This window comes from Sunxiuqinia indica (genome assembly GCF_009847015.1).
Taxonomy (GTDB): Bacteria; Bacteroidota; Bacteroidia; order Bacteroidales; family Prolixibacteraceae; genus Sunxiuqinia; species Sunxiuqinia indica.
Genome location: NZ_WVEM01000004.1, coordinates 114,158 through 137,009, shown reverse-complemented (window position 1 = coordinate 137,009; position 22,852 = coordinate 114,158). Strand labels below are relative to the sequence as shown.

Genomic DNA, 22,852 nt, shown 5'->3' with positions numbered 1-22,852 from the left:
GATGATAATAATACGCAACAATATAACACAGCTTATAGGCTTAATTTCATTTCTGGTGTTGGGAGTTGGTTCAGTTAAGGCGCAACAGCTTGCTTTTCCGGGAGCCGAAGGATTTGGGAAATATGCAACCGGAGGGCGTGGTGGTGAAGTTTATCAGGTCACGAATTTAAATGATGATGGTCCGGGCTCGTTTCGCGATGCGGTGAGCAAACCAAACCGAATAATTGTTTTTGAAGTTGGTGGAGTGATTCAACTCAACGAGCGGCTCACCTTTTCAGAAAATCTGACAATTGCAGGTCAGTCAGCTCCCGGCGAAGGGATTACCCTCGCGGGAAATGGAGCCTCATTTACAAATGCCAACAATCTTATTTGTCGGTTTATTCGTGTGCGTAGTGGAAAGGCGGCCGGTAAAATTGATGCTGTTACGATCTATCAGGGGCACGATATGATCTTCGATCACATGTCTGTATCGTGGGGTACCGATGAGAATTTCTCGGTCAGTTCAATGAAAGTTGTCGATGGACCGGTAAATGTGACTGTTCAGAATTCGATTATTGCTCAGGGATTACAAACACACTCATGCGGCGGATTGGTACAAAGCGAAGGAGGAGTAAGCATATTTGGGAATCTGTATATCGATAATCATACAAGAAATATAAAAGTAAAAGGTCGCAACCAGTTTGTAAACAACGTGGTTTACAATTGGGGAAGTAATGGATACATTCTGGGCGGTGGTTCCGAATATCATTCAAACGCCAATGTCACCAACAACTATTTTATAGCCGGGCCTGATACCAAAGGAAAACCTTTTACCCGAGGGAATGAAAATTTTGCTATTTATGCTGCGAATAACTATTTTGATAATAATTTTAACGGCAAGTTAGATGGGCGGCTGCTTTCAAAGGATGATTATGGAGTTGTAACCTGGCTTGAGGAACCAGTGCAGGGGTTCCCTTCCATAAATGCTATAGTCGCTGCAGATGCCGTAGAGCGAGTGATCAAGTCGGTTGGAACTTACCTGCCCAATCGCGATGAAATTGATCATTTTCTAATTGAGGAGTTGACCTCTTATGGGGAAAAAGGCAAGATAATTGCGGACGAAGACGAGTTGCCTGTTAAGCTGACTCAAAAAGAGTGGAAACGCGAGCCCGGTTTTGACAGCGATCATGATGGGATGCAGGACGATTGGGAACAACAGAATGGTTTAGATCCGAATAACTCATCTGATGCGGCATTGTATAGTCTTGACAAAGGCTATACAAATATTGAAGTTTATTTGAACGAACTTGTAAATTAACGAAAGAACCAGAAAAAATAATACAAATGAAACGAGCATGTTTAGTCAAAACACAAAAGGTAATGATTAAAGTGCGAGTTCCATATGATATCTTATAAACAAACAATTTTAATCATATGAAAAAACTAGCAAGTATCACCTTTCTCCTGTTTAGTATTGCTACATTTTCCTTCGGGCAAATGGGAGATGTACACAAAAGTGATGGAATAAGTGCTGAATCACAAGAGCAGTATGAAGAAGCGGCCAAAGCATTTGAAGCAGCTATACAAGCGTTTCAAGAGCAAAATATCGTTGATACAACCTGTATTTACCATGCCGGCTTAAACTATTCAAAAATTGAACAATATGATAAAGCTATTCCATATCTGAAAGATGCGATCCAAATGAATTATAATGTTGGTCGCGCATCACGCTTATTGGCCGATGCCTACTACAAGCAAAAAGATATTGAACGTGCAGAAGCTACCTTGATTGAGGGAAAAGAGAGTATTCCTGAAGAGGGATTTGAATTTGATAAGAAATTGGCCTATTTGTATTTCAATACCGGGCAGTTTGAAAAATCAGCTGAATATTTTCAAAAGGTGAATGAAGCTGATCCCGGAAAAAAGAGCTACATGTATTTGTATGCTTTTTCGTTGGAAAGATTGAAAAAATACGATCAGGCAATCGAACTTTTTGAGACGATTCATCAACAAAATCCAAGCTACAAAAAGGCTACAAAGATGTTGGGAATAACTCTTTTCGAACAGGCTGATGCATTAAACGCGGCAGCTGTTGAAAATTACGAGTCGAATAAAAAAGCCAACATTGAAGACTATGTGAAAATCAAGAGGAAATTGGAGGATATTGATACCATTTACGAAAAAGCACGTGTGGTGTTAGAAGAGGCCATAAAAGATTATCCTAACGATAAACAGGTTGCAAATTCGCTGTATCAAATTTATAAAAAGCAATCAAAGGAGGATAAGGCAGCGCAAATGAAAAGCAAATTATAAGCTGAGAAATCAGTCAACTTTTCTGCTTGTTATTTACCCTTCAAAACCCAAAAGAGCTTTATAGAAAAGCACAGGAAATCTAATTATTTGTTCGATTAGTTGTGATTTTTCATGTACAGATGTTTGTATCGAATTGGGGTGCTGTTATTATCGTTTATCCTCAAGTCGGCACCAGAAACAGTTTGTGCCAGTATTTCCGTACAAAAATACTGGTCGAAGAGATCTGATTTTTACCAATTTTGACAATTATCTTTTGATAGTAAGTTAACCAAACTAAAATTGAATATTTGCACTAGTCAATCATGAGTATTAAAACCTTGAACCTATTCCGATGTCTATTCCTGATTCTTTCATCAATCTGTTTCTTATTTTGTTTAAATAAATGTCATTCACCGAAAAGAATAGCGGTGTCGAGTGTGGGGAGTGATTCTTATACCGAACTACAAATTCTCAATCCTTATGGCAGTGAGCTGAAGTTTGCTGCTTCTGGTAACTCAGGTGCCATTGGATACCAGTTGGACAATACAATATTTTGGATAAAAGGGACTCCGGAAATAAACTCAGTTTCATCGACAGAGAAAGACTATCAATGGGAAAATGATGGGAAAGAGATTATTCTTCATGTTGTTGAAAAAGAAAAGGAAATTGAACTAACACTGAAGCTCGAAGGATCGGAAAGTCAACCATCGGCTTGGATTTTAAATCTGACGCCAGATTCCGATGAATACTTCACCGGAGCTTTTGAACGAGTTGTTGATGGCAAGCAAACTGAATCCTGGGCTGAAGGAATTGCAACCGGCCTAAATCTTAGAGGCGAAAAGGTGGATGTGAAACTAAAACCAACCGTTTCGGCCTATGCTCCATTTTATATTTCATCCGGGAATTATTCATTCTTTGCGCGTGGCACTTGGCCTGGAGTGATCGATTTTTGTAAAACGAATTCCGACTTGGTAACTATTTCTTTCGAAGGTCCAGAATTTGCTTTTTCATTAATGATGGATGAAAATCCGGCAGAATTGGTAAAACGTCATGCGTTGGAAACAGGTCCGTCATTTGTACCACCGCGTTGGGTTTTCGGTCCGTGGCGTTGGCGCGACGAGCATGTTAATCGTAGTAAATACGTTGACGGATCAACGGTTGACGCACCTTATAATTCCGAATTGGTTGAAGATGTGTTGATGATGGATGCCTATGATATTCCAATGACAGCATATTGGATTGATCGTCCGTGGGGGCCCGGAGTCAGGGGCTTCGACGATTATTTAATTGACGAAGAACGATTGCCTCAGTTTGAGGAAATGATTCAATGGCTGAACAAGAAGGAGATTGAAGTGATGCTTTGGATTGGCCCTTTTGTGATGGGAGACATGGCCGATGAGGCTAAAGAACGTGGTTTTAATCTGGAAAGCAAGCAGTGGAAAAACTCACGTCAGGTTTTGATGGACTTCACGAATGAAGAAGCCGTGAAGTGGTGGGGCGAAAATGGACCTGGGAAATTAGCTAAAATGGGAGTGAAAGGTTTCAAGTTGGATCGTGCAGATGGCGAAAAGCTGACAGATAGCCTGCATTTGAAAACTTCGATTGGAAGGACATATCGGGAGAATTTTAATGATTACCCGAGACAGTATGTAAAAGCGACCTACGAGGCAGTGAAACCGATTTTGGGCGATGACTTTGTTTTGTTTCCTAGAGCTCAATACACCGGGAGTGCAAAGTATGGAGCCATGTGGGCTGGCGACACCGGCAATCCACAAGAAGGACTGCGGGCAGCCATTATTGGTATGCAACGATGCGCGGTGATGGGGTATCCCAATTGGGGATCAGATACAGGTGGCTACCCCAAGCGAATGGAGCGCGAAGCAACCATGCGCTGGATGGGATTTTCTTGTTTCTCTCCAATAATGGAAGTAGGGCCAACCAATAATCTTGGCTTTTGGGCGATGGATTACGAACCGTCTTTCGATCATGAGTTGTTAGCTATTTGGCGTTTCTACTCGAAGCTTCGAATGAGCTTGATTGACTATGTTTATAACTATTCTAAAATAGCCAGCGAAACGGGAATGCCTATTGCGCGCCCGATGTTCTTGGAATATCCGAACCAGCCGGAAAGCTGGAACGACTGGACCACCTATATGCTGGGAGATGATTTGTTGGTTTCCGCTGTTTGGGAAAATGGTCAAACAAAGAAGCTGGTTTATTTACCAACCGGAGAAACATGGGTAGACCTATGGACCAATCAAGAATTTGAAGGAGGGCAGTCTGTTGAAGTTGATGCTCCGCTATATCAAATTCCCATCTTTTTGAGAAAAGGAAGTAAGCTAAAATTACCTAACTTTAATACGTTATATCAGGAGTCAGTCGAAATGACTTCTAAGGAGTATAAAATGAGTGGATTGGAGGCGCGGGAAGAGTGGACTAACTAAATTTAGAAAACCATGACGAAACTAATTTTACTATTCGCGCTGTTTGGGGGATGCATGGCTTGCACTCCCAAGCTTCCGGTTCTCGAAACTGGAGCCAATTCACCCATGCCCGATGCTTGGATTGATAAAGATACCGGGCATAAGCTAATTCATCTGACTCCGCGTGATGGAGACAACAGAAGCTTCTATTTTCATAACAATCCGTTTTTGCCGGCAACGGATACAGAAAATGAAAAGATGATTTTCTACGGGACTGTCGATGGAGAAAGGCAGCTGTTTGCAGTCGATTTAAAAAACAAAGAAACTCAGCAGATCACGAATAAAAAAGGTGTTTCCGGTGAAATTGTTGCTAATCAAAGTCGACAAGTATTTTACCAATGTGGCGATAGCGTTTTCGCAACAGGTGTTGAGGATAAGGAGACTCGTTTGGTTTATGTTTTTCCCGACAGTATTAAGGCGCACATCACGACTTTAAATGCCGATGAAACCTTATTGGCAGGAGCTGTCAGCTCGCCAAAGGAACGGGAGCTTTTTCGTCAAAATCCCAAAAAACACGACTATTTTAATCTAATTTACGAAGCACGCTTAAGACGATCACTCTTTACAATAGATGTTGAAAGTGGCGATTTTAAAAAGATCTATTCCGAGAATGCCTGGCTAAATCATATTCAGTTTTCTCCAACTGATCCGGAATTACTTATGTTTTGCCACGAAGGACCCTGGCACAAAGTCAATCGGATTTGGACAATTAATATCAACGGAGGAGAGCCTCAGTTAATGCACAAACGAACCATGGAGATGGAGATTGCCGGACATGAATTCTTTGGGCCGGAAGGAAAACGCATTTGGTTCGATTTGCAGATGCCACGAAGCATCACCTTCTTTTTAAGTGGCGTAGATGTGAACACGCTGGAAGAAAAAAGATATTCCCTCACTCGCGACGAATGGTCGATTCACTTTACCATTTCGCCCGATCAAAAACTGTTTGCCGGCGATGGCGGCGATCCCGGTCAGGTGGCAAAAGCCGAAGATGGCCAATGGATCTATCTCTTTCATCCTGAAGGAGATCATTTTCGTTCAGAAAAACTGGTGAACATGCAACATCATGATTACGATCTGGAACCGAATGTCCATTTTTCTCCCGATGGCAAATGGATCATCTTTCGGGCGAATTTCGAAGGGCATTCAGATATCTATGCCGTTGAAATCAGCCCTTCAAAATAAATGGAAACTTATGAAATCAACTAAACGAATACATACGATGTACAATTTTAAAACCCTTGTTAGCTGCTTCGTGCTAATAAGCCTTATTGCTTGTAACGCTGAGCAGTCGATTTCAGAGCCAAAATGGCCTGAAACAACAAACGAGACCAAACCGTGGACTCGCTGGTGGTGGCATGGTAGCGCTGTAAACGATTCAGAACTTACGGCCAATATGGAAGAGATTCAGGCGAATGGTATTGGAGGATTGGAAATTACGCCGATTTATGGCGTGAAAGGTTATGAGGATGAATCCTTGGTTTTTCAGTCGGATGAGTGGATGAAAGCGTTTGAGCATACGCTGGAAGAAGCACAACGTTTGGACTTGGGAATAGATTTGGCGAATGCTTCAGGTTGGCCCTTTGGTGGTCAGTGGGTGCAAGCTGATGATGCGTGTAAAAATTTACAATTCAAGCAATATCGTTTGAAAGAAGGACAGCGGTTAAAAGAAAAAATCGAGTATATTCAAGAGCCATTGATTCGAGCGGTTGGACATCGGGTTGATATTAAAGATGTGAAGTTTCCAATTAGCTCGAATAAAAACCTACAGGAGTTAGCTTTGGATCAGATTCGGTTTGAAAAGCCGCTACCATTGCAAACATTGATGGCGTATAACGATGCCGGTAAAACAATAGAACTTACGGACAACGTTTCTGAAGATGGAACGCTTAACTGGGAGGCTCCCGCAGGAACATGGAAACTGTATGCCGTTTTTGAAGGTTGGCATGGCAAAATGGTGGAACGTGCTGGTCAGGGAGGAGAAGGAAATGTAATTGATCATTTTTCTGAAGAAGCAACTTTGAATTTCTTAAAAGATTTTGATGATCAGTCGACTGATGTTGATATCAGTAGTCTACGGGCGTTTTTTAATGACTCGTACGAAGTAGATGATGCCCGCGGAGAATCCAATTGGACAAGCTTGTTTTTTGAAGAGTTTCAAAATCGTCGAGGTTATGATCTGAAAGAAAATTTACCTGCTTTGTTTGGTAACGATTCCGAAGAAATGAATAGCCGCGTGTTGTGTGACTATCGCGAAACGATTTCCGATTTGTTGTTGGATCGTTTTACCGTAGTTTGGGCTGATTGGGCGAAAAAGCACGGAGCCGGCATTCGTAACCAGGCACATGGTTCACCGGCAAATATCCTGGATTTATACGAGGCGAGTGATATTCCGGAAACAGAAGGAACCAGCCCCATGCGTATAAAAATGGCAACATCGGCTGGACATGTGTCGGGAAAGCCGTTAATTGCTTGCGAAGCAGCAACCTGGCTTGATGAGCACTTTCTGTCTAATTTGTCAAAAGTTAAAGAAAATTTGGATCGGTATCTTTCTCATGGGGTAAACCACATCGTCTATCATGGTACTCCGTATTCACCTCAAGCCGAAGAGTGGCCGGGGTGGCAGTTCTATGCTGCAGTTCACTTTGCACCAACCAATACCTGGTGGACTGATTTAAAGACCGTGAATGAATACATCACCCGTTGCCAGTCGTTCATGCAAAAGTCAGCTCCGGCAAACGACATTTTGCTGTATTTTCCGATTTATGATACCTGGTCGGAAAAAGGACGAAGTATGTTACCTCATTTCGGAAAACCTGTTGAGCCGTTGACCAAGGAATTAAGTGAAATGTTGCTGGCAAAAGGCTACTCGTTCGATTATATTTCAGACAAGCAAATTCAGAAATTAGAGACAGAGAATCAGCTGATAAAATCGCCTGGCGCAAACTATAAAACCATCCTCATCCCGGCTTGTGAATACATGCCAGTTGCAACAATGGAGAAAATTTTGGAATTGGCAGCTGCCGGAGCAAATATTGTTGTGCAGGAACACTTGCCGGTTGATGTGCCGGGACTGGCTGATTTGAAAAAACGTCAGGATAATTATGAGCAGCTTGTTAGCTCCCTGGAGTTTGAAATGAATGACGGAGTTTTGGAAAGCGCCCTTGGTAACGGAAAAGTGTTGAAAGGGAAACATGTTGAGGAGCTGATGTCTGCGACTAATATTTATCCTGAAGCGATGGCCGAGCTTGGTCTGTGGGTGAATCGGGTAAATCGCGCAGAAGGAACTTGCTACTTTATTTCAAACTGGAGTGGTCAACCGATAGATCAGTGGGTGACGGTTCAATCATCAGGGCAGACTGCTGTTTGGTTTGATCCGATGCATGAAAAAATGGGAACTGCCGCAGTTCAAAAAACCAATGACTCTCAATCAAAAGTATATCTGCAACTTCAACCCGGAGAATCTCTGATTTTGCAGTGGTATCCATCAGCTGTTGAGTTGGAAGAATATCCTATTTGGGATGCGCCGGCTCAACAAACGGTTTTGGATGGAGACTGGACGGTGACATTTGAAAAAGGAGGTCCAAGTTTGCCAGAGACATACACAACAAACCAGTTAGGTTCGTGGACTATGAAGTCGGATGAATTGGAAAAATTCTCGGGAACAGCAAGTTATAAAACGTCATTTGCAAAGCCTGATGCTGATGCTCAAGCTTTCTTGCTCAATCTGGGAGAAGTACATGAATCAGCAGTTGTGTATTTAAATGGTGAATCGTTAGGAACGCTTGTCGGACCGGAATTTCAACTTGAAATTGATTCAAGCTTGATAAAAGACAATAATGAGCTGGAGTTGAAAGTGACTAACTTGATGGCCAATCGGATGATTGATATGGACAAACGGGGAGTCAACTACAAAAAATTCTATAACATTAACTTCGCAGCACACTCGCGTGAAAATGTAGGCGATGATGGTTTGTTCACCGCTGCACATTGGAGTCCTCTGCCATCTGGTTTAGTTGGGCCTGTGAGTTTATCTGCTATTCAAATAAAAGAACTGAAGTAAGTATAACCAACAAAAACATTCAAATAATGAAAAGCAAAATATTTTTGGCGTTTGCAGTTGTTTTTATGGTTGCTTGTCAATCGGCAAAACAACCACAAAAAATTGATCGAAAAGCAGTGGTTACCCGCAACAATGTTCAGGTGCAAGGATTCGATTCGTTGGCAACATTGTCTGTTGGGAATGGCGAATTTGCCTTTACAACCGATTTAACGGGTTTGCAAACCTTTTATAAGGAATATGAAAACGGGGTAACACTGGGAACGCAGTCGAACTGGGGATGGCATACCAATCCAAATACCGAAGGCTACGATCGTTCTGAAACATTGAAGTATTGGGAGGTTGACGGTCGTCAGGTACCATATCGTCACCAAATAAAAGACGACCCGCGAGCGAATGCAGCGTGTAATTATTTTCGCGAAAATCCACATCGCTTGCATTTGGGTATGATTGGTTTGGTGCTGACTGATTCTGAAGGCAATCAGGCGACACTCGATGACATTGAAAATGCGACCCACGAATTGGATATGTGGACCGGAAAAATTACCAGTCATTTTCAATTTGATGGAGAACCTGTTTCTGTTGAAGTTTATTGCCATCAGGAAAAGGATGAAATTGCAGCACACATTGAATCGCCTTTGATTGCGAAAGGTCAGTTGGCTGTTAGCTGGAAATTCTCAGCAGGAGCTGCTAAGTCTTTTCATCAGGGCTACGATTATGATTCACCTGAAAAACATCAGTCTGTTCTTTCAAAAGTAAGTGATAATGAAGTCTTGATCAATCGTACGTTGGACAACGATCATTACCAGGTTGCGATTGATTGGAAAGGCGACGCGGCCATTGAGAAAACAGCTGAACATCAATACGAACTTCAGGTAAAAGATGGTTCGTCGCTGGAGTTTGTTTGCTTGTTTGCTCCGGAAATAGGAGATGAAAAAACAGCTGATTTCGAAGCTACAAAATTAAATAACCAACAGACATGGGAACGCTTTTGGCAAAGTGGCGGAGCGGTTGATTTTTCAGCCTGTACCGACCCTCGGGCGAAAGAAATTGAACGTCGGACTATTTTGTCGCAATACCTCATCAAAGTGCAGAGTTCAGGGTCACTACCTCCTGCTGAAACAGGTTTAACCTACAATAGCTGGTATGGTAAATATCACCTTGAAATGCACTGGTGGCACATTGCACATTTTGCCAACTGGCAACGTCCTGAATACATGTTGACGCAGTTGGATTACTACAACGAACTATACAAGAATGCCCGCCAAACGTCAATTGATCAAGGTTACAAAGGCGTGCGCTGGCAAAAAATGCTCGGGCCTGATAACGAAAATAGTCCTTCGTCGGTTGGCTCGTATTTAATTTGGCAGCAGCCTCACATTATTTGGTTTGCCGAGCAAATCTATCAGGCAAATCCAACTGCAGAAACGCTTGACAAATATAAAGACCTGATTTTTGCGACGGCTGAATTTATGGCCGATTTTCCACGATGGAACGACGAAAAGCAACAATATGATTTGGCACCTCCGCTTATTCCGGCGCAAGAGCATTGGCCTCGCGAAGCAACTTACAACCCCCCTTTTGAATTGGCTTATTGGTATTGGGGATTGACTAAAGCTCAGGAATGGAAAGAGCGCTTAGGAGCTGAAAAAGACAGTACTTGGGAAGATGTTCGCCTGAAATTGGCTGCACCGGATCAAGCGAATGGAGTTTATCTTGGCATGGAAGGAGCAACGGAATCCTATAACGAGATGGAACTGATGGAAGATCATCCGGTGGTGCTGGGTGCTTACGGTATTTTGCCGGATTGGGACAAGCTTGATCCCGAGGTCATGCGGAAAACGATGCACACAATTGCTGATCGCTGGGACTGGCCTTCAACGTGGGGATGGGATTATCCCATGTCGGCTATGGCTGCAGTGCGTTTGGGTGAACCTGACTTAGCATTGGAATTCTTATTGAAAGATGTTCAGAAAAATACTTACCTGAAAAACGGTCATAATTATCAAAGTCCGCGTTTGCGTATTTATTTGCCGGGCAATGGTGGTTTCTTGGCCACCGTCGCAATGATGTGTGCCGGATGGGAAGGCTGTGAAACGGAAAATCCAGGATTTCCAAAGGACGGAAAATGGAATGTGAAATGGGAAAATATAACTCCCGTATTTTAAAAATATAATCAATCAACATGAAGCAATTTAAAATGAAATCAATTTGGAGTCTTGTAGTTTTACTGCTGCTTAATTTTACGACTGCTACAAGTTCCGAAATTTCAAAAGATGTTCAATACCTGTCGGGCACTGACAATGAAAATACTGTAAGCTGGGATTTTTTCTGCACTGCGGGGCGCAAGAGCGGCTATTGGACCACCATTGAGGTGCCATCGCACTGGGAACAACAAGGTTTTGGCGAATATGACTACGGTCGTGATTACCGGACTTACGGTAAGAAATTCAAATTTGCCGACGAAACAGGTATTTACAAGCATCAGTTTTCAGTTCCCGAAAATTGGGATGGGAAGAAAATGTTTATCGTTTTTGAAGGATCGATGACCGATACCGAAGTGAAAATAAATGACCAATTGGCAGGGCCAATCCACCAAGGATCTTTTTATCGTTTTCGATACGATATTTCTGACAAACTGAAAGTCGGCGAGGAAAATGAACTGGAAGTTACCGTGCACAAAATGTCAGCTAATCATTCGGTAAATCGTGCCGAGCGTTTTGCCGACTATTGGATTTTTGGAGGCATTTATCGTCCGGTGTATCTCGAAGCAGTTCCGGATGAGTTTATCGACCGGGTAGCAATTGCTGCCGATGCCGATGGACAATTCTCAATGGACGTATTTCCTGAAGTACAATCTGCAGGATTGACTATTTCAGCCGAAATTATTGATGCGACAGGCCGGGTTGTGGCCACAACCGAGAGTCCGGTGTTGCCAAGTGATTCTTTGTTGACTCTTTCTACTCGTGTTGACAATCCACGGCTTTGGACTTCCGAAACTCCTAATCGATACTCCGTTCGTGTCAGTTTGAAAGACGGTGAAACAACAAAATATACAACCTCTGAAAAATTCGGTTTCCGAACGATTGAAATTCGAGAAGGGGATGGTGTTTTTGTTAATGGCACAAAAGTAAAATTCAAAGGAATTAACCGCCACGTATTTTGGCCCGAAACCGGTCGTAGTGTGAATGCAACCATCGATTTAAACGATGTGCAGCTGATGAAGGAAATGAACATGAATGCGGTGCGGTGCGCACACTATCCGCCGGATCAATCATTCCTGAATTATTGCGATTCACTAGGTCTGTATGTGTTGGATGAGTTGGCCGGGTGGCAAAATTCGTACGATACCGAAGTGGGCAGTAAGCTGGTCCACGAAATGGTTATTCGTGATGTCAATCATCCATCCATTGTTTTTTGGAGCAACGGAAACGAAGGAGGAACAAATAAAGATCTGGATGACGATTATGCCATTTACGATCCGTCGAATCGACCGGTGATTCATGCTCATCACAAACCGGGAAACGATTACAACGGGATTGACTGTAACCACTACGAAAAATATAATAGCAGTAAAAGTATTTTAGATGCAGGTTTGATTTACATGCCTACTGAGTTTTTGCACGGTCAGGACGACGGCGGAATGGCTGCCGGACTAGCTGACTTTTGGGAGTTGTTTTGGAATTCAAAGCGCTCGGCAGGAGGCTTTTTGTGGGTGCTGGCTGATGAAGGTTTGGTACGCACCGATTACGATGGTTTTATCGATGCCAACCGCGTCAATGCACCCGATGGAGTTGTTGGACCACATCGCGAAAAAGAGGCCAGTGTTTATGCCATGCGTGAGATTTTCAGTCCGATTAAAATTGAAATGGAAAAACTTCCGGAAACTTTCAATGGACAAATACCTGTTGAAAACCGCTATCATTTTACGAACCTGAACGATTGCCGCTTTGTTTGGCAGTTGGTTAATTTTGCCAATCCCACCGACCTTGGAGCAGGTCATGAGGTTGTGCAAGCCGGAATGATTACCAGCCCAGATGTTGCTGCAACCGAAAAGGGAGAACTTGCATTTGAGCTTCCGAAAGAGTATCAGCAATACGATGCCTTGTATGTCAGAGCTTTAGATCGCCAGGGCAAGGAGGTTTTCTGCTGGAGCTGGAAAATTGATGGCAATACGAATACTGTTTTAGAATTGGTGGAAAAGGAATTGAGCTTGAACGAAAAGGAGCATTTGAAAAAGCTCAAAGCTCAGGGGATTGAAGAAGACAACATCTTGCCAATTAAAGAACAAAAGGGGAATGGTGAATTGAGTGCGAAGGTTGAAGTTACTGAAGCCGATTCGACCATCACCATGAAAGCTTCCGGAATTTCGGTTACTTTCAGTACAAAGGATGGAACAATTGTAGATTTGGGGAATGACTTTGGCTTGTCGCTTCCATTCGGAAATGGACCTGTAATGGTAAGTGGAGAATCTGAGTTGATCAATGTTAACCATCATTCGGTTGAGGGTGGACATGTATTGGAGATGATTTACACCGGCGATTTGAAAAATATTATTTGGACCATGTACAATAGTGGATGGCTGCAAATGGACTATGAATATCACGTGGAAGGAAAGCAACTATTTACAGGAGTAAGTTTCGATTTTCCTGAGTCTGACATCATCAGCACGAAGTGGTTGGGTGACGGTCCTCGCCATGTTTGGAAGAATCGCTTGCAAGGTGGAATTATTGATGTTTACCAACGCATGTACAATAATGTTTTACCCGGCGATAACAACTGGCAATATCCGCAATTTAAAGGTTATTACGCCGATGTGTCGTGGATGGAATTCAACACGGTCTATGGCAAATTTACAGTCGTAGCACAGGAAGATGATCTGTTTGTTCGCCTGTTTGATTTCTACGGAATTTCAGGACCTACAAACTATCCGAAACTGCCGACTGGCAATATTTCCTTTTTGGATGGTATTCCTCCCGTTGGAACAAAACTGGCCATGGGAATCAGTAACGACACCTGGAATTTAGGACCAGCCGGGGAGCTAAATGTAATGGAAAAACCAGTGAAAAGAACCTTGTATTTCTATTTCGGATTACAGAACTAAGTATAAAAGAATTTGATGGTGTTTAAATTGAAATTATATATTTGCTTCATTTCATGTTTTAATTTTTTTGTTGCCTGTCAACAGGCTCTGCCAGAGAAAAAAGAATCGGTTTTGTGGCACAATCAACAGCGCGAGTTACGCTACCATCCCGATGGGAAGGGCTTTGTGATTACCAATGGAACGCATCGGTTTAACCGGGCTTTGTATGGTTCTCATTCTGGTTTTCGGGTCGACGCGGGTGACTTGCCCGAATTTGCCTTGTACATGCCTCGCATGGGAGGTACACTGCGTCTGGGACTCATTCAGGCCGATTCGTCAAAATGGCTGATTGATGCCGAAACCATTGTTGCCCGATACGAAGCGGGTAGCATGAGTTATAAGATTGAAGATCCGATGTTGAGAAGCGGCAAATTAAAATTGCAACTACTGGCCTTGGATGATGCTGATGGAATGATCCTAAAAGTTGTTGGCGAAAACATGCCCGACAATGTTGAGTTGTTCTGGGCATTTGGGGGTGCTAGTGGAAAGCGCTTTTCACGCGATGGCGACTTGGGGGCTGACCCGGAGTCCAGCTTTTATTTGAAGCCTGAGTATTGCAGCACGAATGAATACTTCTTTGCTGATAATCAATTCAATTTGTATTATGGCTCGGGTCGAAGCTTGTCCGACAATGAAGTATATGAAAATAACTATTTGCCAACACCGGAGGAAAAGGAACAAACTCGCTTAAAAGAGAAAAAGCGTCTGTTTGGCTTGATACCTAAAGGCTCAGAAATCAGTTTGAGTGATGCAGCCCAACAAGAAAGTCCTTTGCAGTTTTTTCAATCCGAAGAGGAAGAGGCACCGGCAATAACCGGTCGGTTGAAAGTTGAAGATGGAAGCGAGGAATTCTTTTTCATCGTCAATCCAGATACAAAAGCCCGCCCTGATTATGCTGAATTACCTGCATTATTTAATCAGGCTGATTCAGCACGTGAAAAGATTGCTTCGCAAATAAAAATAGAAACACCCGATAAGTACATCAATGCAGTGGGTGCAACACTTTCTACAGCTGCCGATGCGGTTTGGGATGGCAAGTCGTTTATGCACGGAGCTATTGCCTGGCGGATGCCATTAAATGGCTGGCGTGGTGCTTATGCAGCCGATTGGCTGGGCTCGCACGACCGGGCAAAAACTCATTTTCGGGGGTATTTTAAAGCGCAGTACACCAATCCAAAATCAGGTTTGTCGGCTCCTGATCCTGAAACCCATTTGGCCCGACAAAAGGAAGAAAAAGGAACTGCAATATTCACGGATGGTTACATTAGTCGCCGGCCCGGAGATGAGAACAAACCTCACCATTACGACATGAATCTGGTGTTTATTTCGCAATTGTTGTCGCACTTTCGTTGGACCGGAGATTTAGACTTTTTGAGCGAAAGCTGGCCTGTTTTAGAAAGACATCTGGCTTGGGAAAAACGAAATTTTGATGCGAACGACGATGGGCTTTATGATGCTTACGCCAGTATTTGGGCGAGCGATGCCCTGCAGTACAGCGGCGGCGGAGTCACTCATTCGTCAGCTTACAACTACCGGGCAAATCGCGTGGCGGCAGAGTTAGCACCTCTTATTGGTAAAGATCCGGCTCCCTATTTGGCCGAGTCAGAAAAAATAAAAAAAGCCGTCGATCAGCAGCTCTGGCTACCCGAAAAAGGCTGGTTTGGCGAGTATAAAGATTTATTGGGTAATCAACTGGTGCACCCATCAGCTGCGGTTTGGACGGTTTATCATGCCATTGATGAAGGTCTGGCCGATCCGTTTCAAGCGTATCAGGCTACCGAGTACATCGACAAAAGTATTCCGCATATTCCAATTGAGGCTGAAGGTTTGGAAGCAAACAAATATTATACCATCTCAACGACCAATTGGATGCCGTACACGTGGTCAATCAACAATGTGGCGCTGGCTGAAGTGTTGCACACAGCGCTGTCCTATTGGCAAAGTGGCCGAAGCAAAGAAGCCTTTGAACTGACGAAAAGTAGTTTCCTTGATTATATGTTTTTGGGAACTAGTCCGGGCAATTTCGGACAGCTTTCTTATTATGATGCTTTTCGTGGCGAATTGTACCGCGATTTTGCTGATCCGGTTGCCATGGCTTCGCGTGCGTTGGTGGAAGGTTTATTTGGCATTTCGCCCGATCTCATCAATGAGCAATTAACGGTAGAGCCGGGGTGGCCGTCAGATTGGGATCATGCCTCAATAGAAACACCGGATCTTCAACTTCATTTTAAAAGAGAAGGTGGGATTGATCACTATCGAATTAATTCTGAGTTTCCGAGTGCCGTTCAGTTAAATCTGATCCTAAAAGCGCAGTCTGCTGAGATTCGCTCCGTAAAATTGAATGGGCAAGTAGTTGAATGGAAGACAAATGATGAAGCAATTGGAGATCCCAAAATTACGATTAACGCTTCTCAGGGAACTGATTTTGAGTTGGAAGTAGAGTGGGGCAGCGAAAAAATAGATCAGATCCAACTGAATGATTTTTATGCCATTGGTGATCAACTGACTGTTCAACCAGAAACTGCTGAAATCCTTGATGTTTATGATCCGCAACACGTTTTGGAGGGATGGATAAATGACCAAGCGAATTTGTCTGCTAAGGTAAAAGGTGAGCTCGGTTGGCGAACTACTTTCGTCAAACTCAAACAGGCTGAAATGGTTTGGTGGCAGCCTTTGTCATTTGAACTACGCAAGCCAATTGAAGTCATTGACGATGAAAATCAAAAAGACGATAAACTGACTTTTGCAATTCGAAATAATACAAATAATGAATTTATTGGAACATGCACTGTTGGTGCATTTACTCGGGATGTTACCATTCCTGCGCGGTCGGTTTCAGCTGAGTTAACAGTTTCAAAGGAGTACCTCATTTCTGGAAGTAATTCAATCCAATTAACTGGAAAAGAGCACGAGTATTTCGAAAATGTGATCAACTGGAATATTCAAGCCAATAAAGATGCTCAGTATGAAATAGTGGACTTGACCTCCCGGTTTAACGATCGGGTAACCCATATTTTCAACGAACAATACTATTCGCCTCGTTCACCGTATCCAACATTGAGCATTCCGGTACAGGGAATTGGCGACTGGTGTTCGTATCGCGAAACCGAAGAAATTGACGATTCCGGCTTGCGGTCAAAAGCAGAAAACTCGAACCGAATTGAATCACCGAAGGGCATTCCTTTTCAAACACCGGGAGACGAAACTGAAAATATTCTGTTCACTTCAAAATGGGACAATTATCCCGATTCGATTGAAATACCGCTTGCCGGGAAAGCATCTCACTTGTATTTGCTTATGGCCGGATCGGTGCATCATATGCAAATTAACATGACTAATGGTTGGGTTGAGGTTGAATATGCGGACGGATCAACGGATGAGTTACCGCTTATAAGCCCCAATAATTGGTGGCCGATTGAGCAGGACTATTATGAAGATGGTTTTGCTTTCCGGGTAAATGCGCCGCAGCCGCCACGCTTGTATTTAAAAACAGGAGAGTGGCATTCCGATTCGTACGATGTGCTGAGAAAGAATGGTACAAACAAGATTGAAGGAGGGGCCGCTTCGTTGTTGGATTTGCCGTTGAATCCGGGTAAGGAACTGGTTTCGCTTAAATTGGTGACGAACACCAATGATGTGGTTATCGGCTTGATGTCTGCAACCTTAAAACGAAATTAAATATGATCGATCGACGCAAGTTCATACAGCAAAGTATGCTAACAGGAGCGGCATTGTCTGTTTCGGGTCTGTCAGCTTGGGCTGGTTTTGAGGGGGATCAATATGATGAAAAGTACATCTCCGATTTCTCAGAACGCTTAAAGCCGCTGGGACGGACTTTAGAGCTTGAAGGTTATTATGTTTGGGGTTGCAGTCCGATTGTTGCACCTGATGGAAAGTTTCATGTTTTCTTTTCCCGTTGGAGTTCGGATAAAGGAATGGGCGGTTGGATTAGCCAGTCGGAAATTGCACATGCTGTTGCCGATCAGGTTGACGGACCGTATCAAGAAATAGAAACAATCTTGGCACCACGGGGTGAAGGTTATTGGGACGGAACTACCTGCCATAACCCGCACATCCAGTTTGTTGACGGGAAATATTGTCTGTTTTACATGGGCAATTCAAACCGACGGACCAATACCAAGCGAATTGGTTTGGCAACTTCTGATTCACTATCTGGCCCATGGAAACGATCAGATCAACCTTTGTTGGAAACTGGCCCGGAAGGAGCATGGGATGATCATTGCACCTCCAATCCGTCGTTTATAAAACATCCGAATGGTCAGTATTGGCTGTATTATAAATCGTGGAACACCGAAGAATATGAACATCCGGTGAATCCCAAAATTAGAGGCAACCGGAAATACGGTTTGGCGATTTCCGACCGACTTGAAGGGCCTTACAAGCGTTATTCCGACAAACCCATTATTGATTATTCAAGCTTTGGAAATAACCGTCAACTAGAGGATGGAAATGTATTTATGGAGAATGACCGGTTTTACATGCTCGCACGTGACATGGGACGTTTTGATCACGAGGTTGGTATCATTCTGGAATCGGATGATGGTATTCATTGGTCGGAGCCTAAGATTAGCTATTGGGGGGTTTCTCATTACATCGACCAAGCTCCAAAACCTAAACACCTGAGTAAATATGGCCGGTTTGAGCGCCCCCAAGTATTGATTCAAAATGGAAATCCTACGCATTTGTTTGTGACTTCTCAGGGCGGGGAGTTTATGACTTCGTCGCCATTTGTATTTAAAATAGAACCAAAAATTTAGAACAATGATACGATTAACAATTTTATTGATGTTAGTTAGCTTGTTTGTTTCTTGTCAAACAGTGAAGGACGAAGAACCAACAGGAAAACCAACAGTATACATTATTGGCGACTCAACGGTAAAACATGGTCGTGGAGATGGAGCCGGTGGTCAGTGGGGATGGGGAGACCCTATTGTACAGTTTTTTGATACCAGCCTTATCAATATCGAAAACCATGCGTTGGGTGGTACAAGCAGTAGAACTTTCCGAACTAAAGGATTGTGGGATGAAGTGTTGCGTAAAATTCAACCCGGCGATTATGTGTTGATGCAGTTTGGGCATAACGATAATGGTCCGATTAATGACGATTTCAGGGCTCGCGGAACATTTAAAGGAATTAGTGAAAAAACCGAGGAGATTGACAATTTACTTACCGGTGAGCACGAGATTGTTCACAGCTACGGCTGGTATCTACGTCAATATATTATTGAAGCGAAAGAAAAAGGAGCAACACCTGTTGTTATGTCTCCGATTCCACGCAATGACTGGGAAAATGGGCTGGTTCCACGTAATGATAAAAGCTACGGCGAATGGTCAAAAGAAGTGGCTCATTTCGAAGAAGTGGAGTGGATTGACTTAAATGAGAAAATGGCCGTAGCCATGGAGGCTTTAGGCGAAGACTCCGTAACCGGGTATTACTTTTACAAACGCGACCATACGCATACCACCGCCCAAGGTGCTCTTTTGGCTGCTTCGTTTGTGGTTGAAGGTTTGCGTGATGCACAAGGGTGCGAGCTGAAGAACTATCTTTTAGACAATCCAACGATCAACTTTCCGGTGAAAAAGAAAGTTTTTATTATAGGTGATTCAACCGTTGCGAATGGCGACGGAAAAATTGTCGGATGGGGGCGTGAACTGTCAGCTTATTTGGATACCCTGCGACTTGATGTTATCAATAAAGCACGAGGAGGTAGAAGCAGCCGGAGTTATCGGTACGAAGGACTTTGGGATGAGGTTTTAGCTCAACTCAATGAAGGTGATTTTGTATTGATTCAGTTTGGGCATAACGATGGAGGAAATATTGACAAAGCGAAATATCGTGGTTCGTTGAAAGGAACGGGCGATGAAACACAGGAGGTGGTTCGCGAGGACGGCACAAAGGAGACCGTTCATACATATGGATGGTACATGAAAAAGTATATTTCAGAGGCTAAAGCCAAAGGCATCTCGGTTATTGTTTTAACACAAATTCCCCGCAACGAGTGGCCACATGGCAAAGTGGAACGCGTGAATGAGTCGTATGGAAAGTGGGCTCGCGAAGCTGCCAGGTCTGAAGAAGCTTTTTTTATTGATTTGAATAATGCAATTGCAGTTGAGTACGAAGCGATGGGCCCCAAAGTCGTGAAGCAGTTTTTCCCCGGAGATCATACGCACACCAACGAAGCCGGAGCGCGGTTTAATGCGCTGACACTGGCCGAAGAGATTCAAAAACTAAGGTCATGCGAGCTGTATGGCTATGTCGAATTAAAATAATAGGTTGACCAAAATTAAATAAAAAATGTAATGAAAAACGCTTCGTATATTTTCGGACTGCTTACTTATTTCTGTTTTTCTTCAGGAAATTTGAGTGCTCAGGATACAACAACAGGTTGCGATAAAATGATATCCAAAAGGTTTGATTTTGGAGCAGGTCAGCCTGCAGACGGATATATTTTAGTTAATCAGGATGACGTTTTTGATTCAAATAAAGAGTACGGATTTATTTCAGAAAAGAAACTTGAGGCGAAGAACGTAGAAAGTGCTGAGGCAATAACGGGCGACTTTGTTACAAGCGATGAGCCTTTTTATTTCACGGTAAAAATGCCGGAAGGTCGCTATAAAATCAGCTTAACATTGGGCGATCCAAACGGAACATCGGCAACAACGGTAAAGGCAGAGTCGCGCCGGTTGATGTTGGAAGATGTTCGCACGGCAAAAGGGCAAGTGGTTACGAAAACGATTGTAGTGGATGTTCGCACCCCCAGAATAAACGACAGCCTGAAGGTGAGGAGAAAATCACGAGAAATGCTTTACCTGAACTGGGATAATCAGCTAACACTGGAATTTGGAGGCGAAAGGCCATGTGTCTCTTCCATTCAAATTGAAGAAGCAAACGATTTACCTGTGATATTTTTAGCCGGAAACTCTACGGTGGTCGATCAGGAAAATGAGCCGTGGGCGTCGTGGGGACAAATGTTTCCCCGCTTTCTAAAGCCAGAGATTGTGGTTGCCAATTATGCCGAGTCAGGCGAAACACTCAAAGCTTTTCGTCGCGAAAATCGACTGAAAAAAATACTTAGTGTAATGAAGGCGGGGGATTACCTGTTTATGGAATTTGCACACAATGACCAAAAGCCCGGAGGGAATCATGTGGAGCCCTTTACCACTTACCAAGATGAGTTGCGCTACTTTATTAACGAAGCTCGAAAGCGCGGTGCTCGTCCTGTGTTGGTGACTTCAACCAATCGCCGGAAATTCAACGAGCAGGGCGAAATTGTGAATACCCTGGAAGAATACCCCGAAGCTATGCGCCAACTGGCAAAAGCGGAGAACCTGCCATTGATCGATTTAAATGCCATGAGCAAACAGCTTTATGAAACATTGGGTGTCGAAAATTCGAAACATGCTTTTGTGCATTACCCGGCAAATACTTATCCGCGTCAGAATAAACCACTGGCTGATAATACACACTTCAACCCTTATGGAGCTTATGAATTAGCCAAATGCGTGGTGCAGGGAATTATGGATAATGAGATGGAGTTGGCAAACTATATTGTCGACGATTTTAACGGCTTTGATCCAACAAAGCCAGATGATTGGGCAACTTTTTTCTGGCCTGAAAGTCCGGGCAAGCAGGTTCTGAAGCCTGACGGTAATTAGAGTTGGTCGTGAATTCGTAAAAGCAAGTAGATTATAATTGATTGGGATAGAAGATAAAGATGTATAATTAAAAAAGAGATAAAATGAAAGCAACGCTAATTTTTCTAATGTCGATTGCAATGCTCTGCTCAATGCAGGTCAATGCTGAAAACTTTCCATCAAAAGACCAGGTGATGGATAAAATGATACTGACCAATGCCTATTTTATGAATAAGTGGCCTGATACCGGTAAGTCTATCATAACCAATAAAGAACGGCCCAGTAATATTTGGACCCGTGCGGTGTACTACGAAGGTTTAATGGCACTATATGCGTTAAAGCCTGATAAAGCTTATTACGATTACGCCGTTAGTTGGGGTGAGGCACACAAATGGGGATTGCGCAACGGTATTGAAACCCGCCATGCTGATAATCATTGCTGTGGGCAAACTTACCTGGATTTATATATGATGGATTCGAAGCCAGAGCGCATCGCAGATATCAAAAAATCGATTGATTTGATGATGGATACTGAGAAGACAGATGACTGGACTTGGATTGATGCATTACAAATGGCTATGCCTGTTTTTGCCCAGCTTAGTGTAATTACCGGTGATCAAAATTACTCCGAACGGATGTACGAAATGTACATGGATTCGAAGGAACAACAAGGCTTTTGGAATCCAGAGGATAATCTTTGGTGGCGCGATAAAGATTTTATGCCTCCTTACAAAGAACCGAATGGCGAAGATTGTTACTGGTCGCGCGGGAATGGCTGGGTAGTGGCTGCGTTGGTTCGTGTATTGGAAATTTTACCGGCAGACGATCCTCATCGTGATGAATACCTCGATACTTTTCATAAGATGATTGAGGCACTTGTTCCAATCCAGCGTAAAGATGGTTTCTGGAATGTAAGTTTACATGATGCAACCCATTTTGGAGGAAAAGAAACAACCGGAACTGCCTTATTTGTTTATGGTATGGCCTGGGGGGTGAACAATGGTTTATTGAAAGCAAGCAAGTACAAACCAATTATTGCCAAAGCCTGGAATGCCATGGCAACAGAAGCTGTTCATCCGAATGGATTTCTTGGATACGTGCAGGGAACCGGCAAAGAACCTGCTGACGGCCAACCTGTAACTTACGATAGTATGCCTGACTTTGAAGACTACGGCTTAGGTTGTTATTTATTGGCAGGAAGCGAAGTGTACAAAATGGCTGACTAATCTCGATTGGTAT

At 43.2% G+C, this 22,852-nt stretch carries 12 protein-coding genes; all 12 read left to right on the top strand.

The annotated features are described in order from the left end of the window. Position 1 precedes the first annotated feature (1 nt). The 12 genes from GR929_RS07570 to GR929_RS07515 all read left to right on the top strand — a co-directional run bounded on the left by GR929_RS07570 (position 2) and on the right by GR929_RS07515 (position 22,839). Positions 2 to 1,297, top strand: a complete 1,296-nt coding sequence (locus GR929_RS07570; protein WP_201300930.1) for a pectate lyase family protein — start codon at positions 2 to 4, stop codon at positions 1,295 to 1,297. 116 nt (positions 1,298 to 1,413) lie between these two features. Further along, a complete protein-coding gene (locus GR929_RS07565; RefSeq protein WP_159518440.1) occupies positions 1,414 to 2,292 on the top strand; it encodes a tetratricopeptide repeat protein in 879 nt (292 codons plus the stop codon). A 407-nt stretch (positions 2,293 to 2,699) separates the two neighbouring features. Next, positions 2,700 to 4,715, top strand: coding sequence for a TIM-barrel domain-containing protein (locus GR929_RS07560; protein WP_159518438.1), 2,016 nt, complete (start codon positions 2,700 to 2,702; stop codon positions 4,713 to 4,715). A gap of 12 nt (positions 4,716 to 4,727) precedes the next feature. Then, on the top strand, positions 4,728 to 5,939 hold the full coding sequence (locus GR929_RS07555) for an oligogalacturonate lyase family protein (protein WP_159518436.1): 1,212 nt from the start codon (positions 4,728 to 4,730) through the stop codon (positions 5,937 to 5,939). 10 nt (positions 5,940 to 5,949) lie between these two features. Further along, on the top strand, positions 5,950 to 8,817 hold the full coding sequence (locus GR929_RS07550; RefSeq protein WP_159518434.1) for a glycosyl hydrolase: 2,868 nt from the start codon (positions 5,950 to 5,952) through the stop codon (positions 8,815 to 8,817). Positions 8,818 to 8,843: 26 nt separating this feature from the next. Then, positions 8,844 to 10,982 (top strand): hypothetical protein, encoded by a 2,139-nt coding sequence (locus tag GR929_RS07545; RefSeq protein ID WP_159518432.1) that lies wholly within the window; start codon positions 8,844 to 8,846, stop codon positions 10,980 to 10,982. 17 nt (positions 10,983 to 10,999) lie between these two features. Beyond that, positions 11,000 to 13,918 (top strand): glycoside hydrolase family 2 protein, encoded by a 2,919-nt coding sequence (locus tag GR929_RS07540; protein WP_201300929.1) that lies wholly within the window; start codon positions 11,000 to 11,002, stop codon positions 13,916 to 13,918. A gap of 111 nt (positions 13,919 to 14,029) precedes the next feature. Continuing rightward, positions 14,030 to 17,635, top strand: a complete 3,606-nt coding sequence (locus tag GR929_RS07535) for a DUF4450 domain-containing protein (RefSeq protein WP_201300928.1) — start codon at positions 14,030 to 14,032, stop codon at positions 17,633 to 17,635. A 2-nt stretch (positions 17,636 to 17,637) separates the two neighbouring features. Continuing rightward, entirely contained in the window at positions 17,638 to 18,735 is a 1,098-nt protein-coding gene (locus GR929_RS07530; RefSeq protein WP_159518430.1) for a glycoside hydrolase family protein, read from the top strand. A gap of 4 nt (positions 18,736 to 18,739) precedes the next feature. After that, the gene (locus GR929_RS07525) at positions 18,740 to 20,248 is read left to right on the top strand and encodes a rhamnogalacturonan acetylesterase (RefSeq protein ID WP_159518429.1); all 1,509 of its coding nucleotides are present in this window, start codon (positions 18,740 to 18,742) and stop codon (positions 20,246 to 20,248) included. 30 nt (positions 20,249 to 20,278) lie between these two features. Then, complete coding sequence (locus GR929_RS07520; RefSeq protein ID WP_159518427.1) at positions 20,279 to 21,634, top strand: rhamnogalacturonan acetylesterase; 1,356 nt, start codon at positions 20,279 to 20,281, stop codon at positions 21,632 to 21,634. A gap of 83 nt (positions 21,635 to 21,717) precedes the next feature. Then, positions 21,718 to 22,839 carry a glycoside hydrolase family 88/105 protein gene (locus GR929_RS07515; protein WP_235934155.1) on the top strand — a complete coding sequence of 374 codons (1,122 nt, stop codon included), beginning with the start codon at positions 21,718 to 21,720 and terminating at the stop codon, positions 22,837 to 22,839. Positions 22,840 to 22,852 lie beyond the last annotated feature (13 nt).

Coding starts and splice junctions, on each gene's coding strand:
- GR929_RS07570 (WP_201300930.1), top strand. CDS start 2: ATGATAATAATACGCAACAATATAACACAGCTTATAGGCTTAATTTCA.
- GR929_RS07565 (WP_159518440.1), top strand. CDS start 1,414: ATGAAAAAACTAGCAAGTATCACCTTTCTCCTGTTTAGTATTGCTACA.
- GR929_RS07555 (WP_159518436.1), top strand. CDS start 4,728: ATGACGAAACTAATTTTACTATTCGCGCTGTTTGGGGGATGCATGGCT.
- GR929_RS07550 (WP_159518434.1), top strand. CDS start 5,950: ATGAAATCAACTAAACGAATACATACGATGTACAATTTTAAAACCCTT.
- GR929_RS07545 (WP_159518432.1), top strand. CDS start 8,844: ATGAAAAGCAAAATATTTTTGGCGTTTGCAGTTGTTTTTATGGTTGCT.
- GR929_RS07540 (WP_201300929.1), top strand. CDS start 11,000: ATGAAGCAATTTAAAATGAAATCAATTTGGAGTCTTGTAGTTTTACTG.
- GR929_RS07530 (WP_159518430.1), top strand. CDS start 17,638: ATGATCGATCGACGCAAGTTCATACAGCAAAGTATGCTAACAGGAGCG.
- GR929_RS07525 (WP_159518429.1), top strand. CDS start 18,740: ATGATACGATTAACAATTTTATTGATGTTAGTTAGCTTGTTTGTTTCT.
- GR929_RS07520 (WP_159518427.1), top strand. CDS start 20,279: ATGAAAAACGCTTCGTATATTTTCGGACTGCTTACTTATTTCTGTTTT.
- GR929_RS07515 (WP_235934155.1), top strand. CDS start 21,718: ATGAAAGCAACGCTAATTTTTCTAATGTCGATTGCAATGCTCTGCTCA.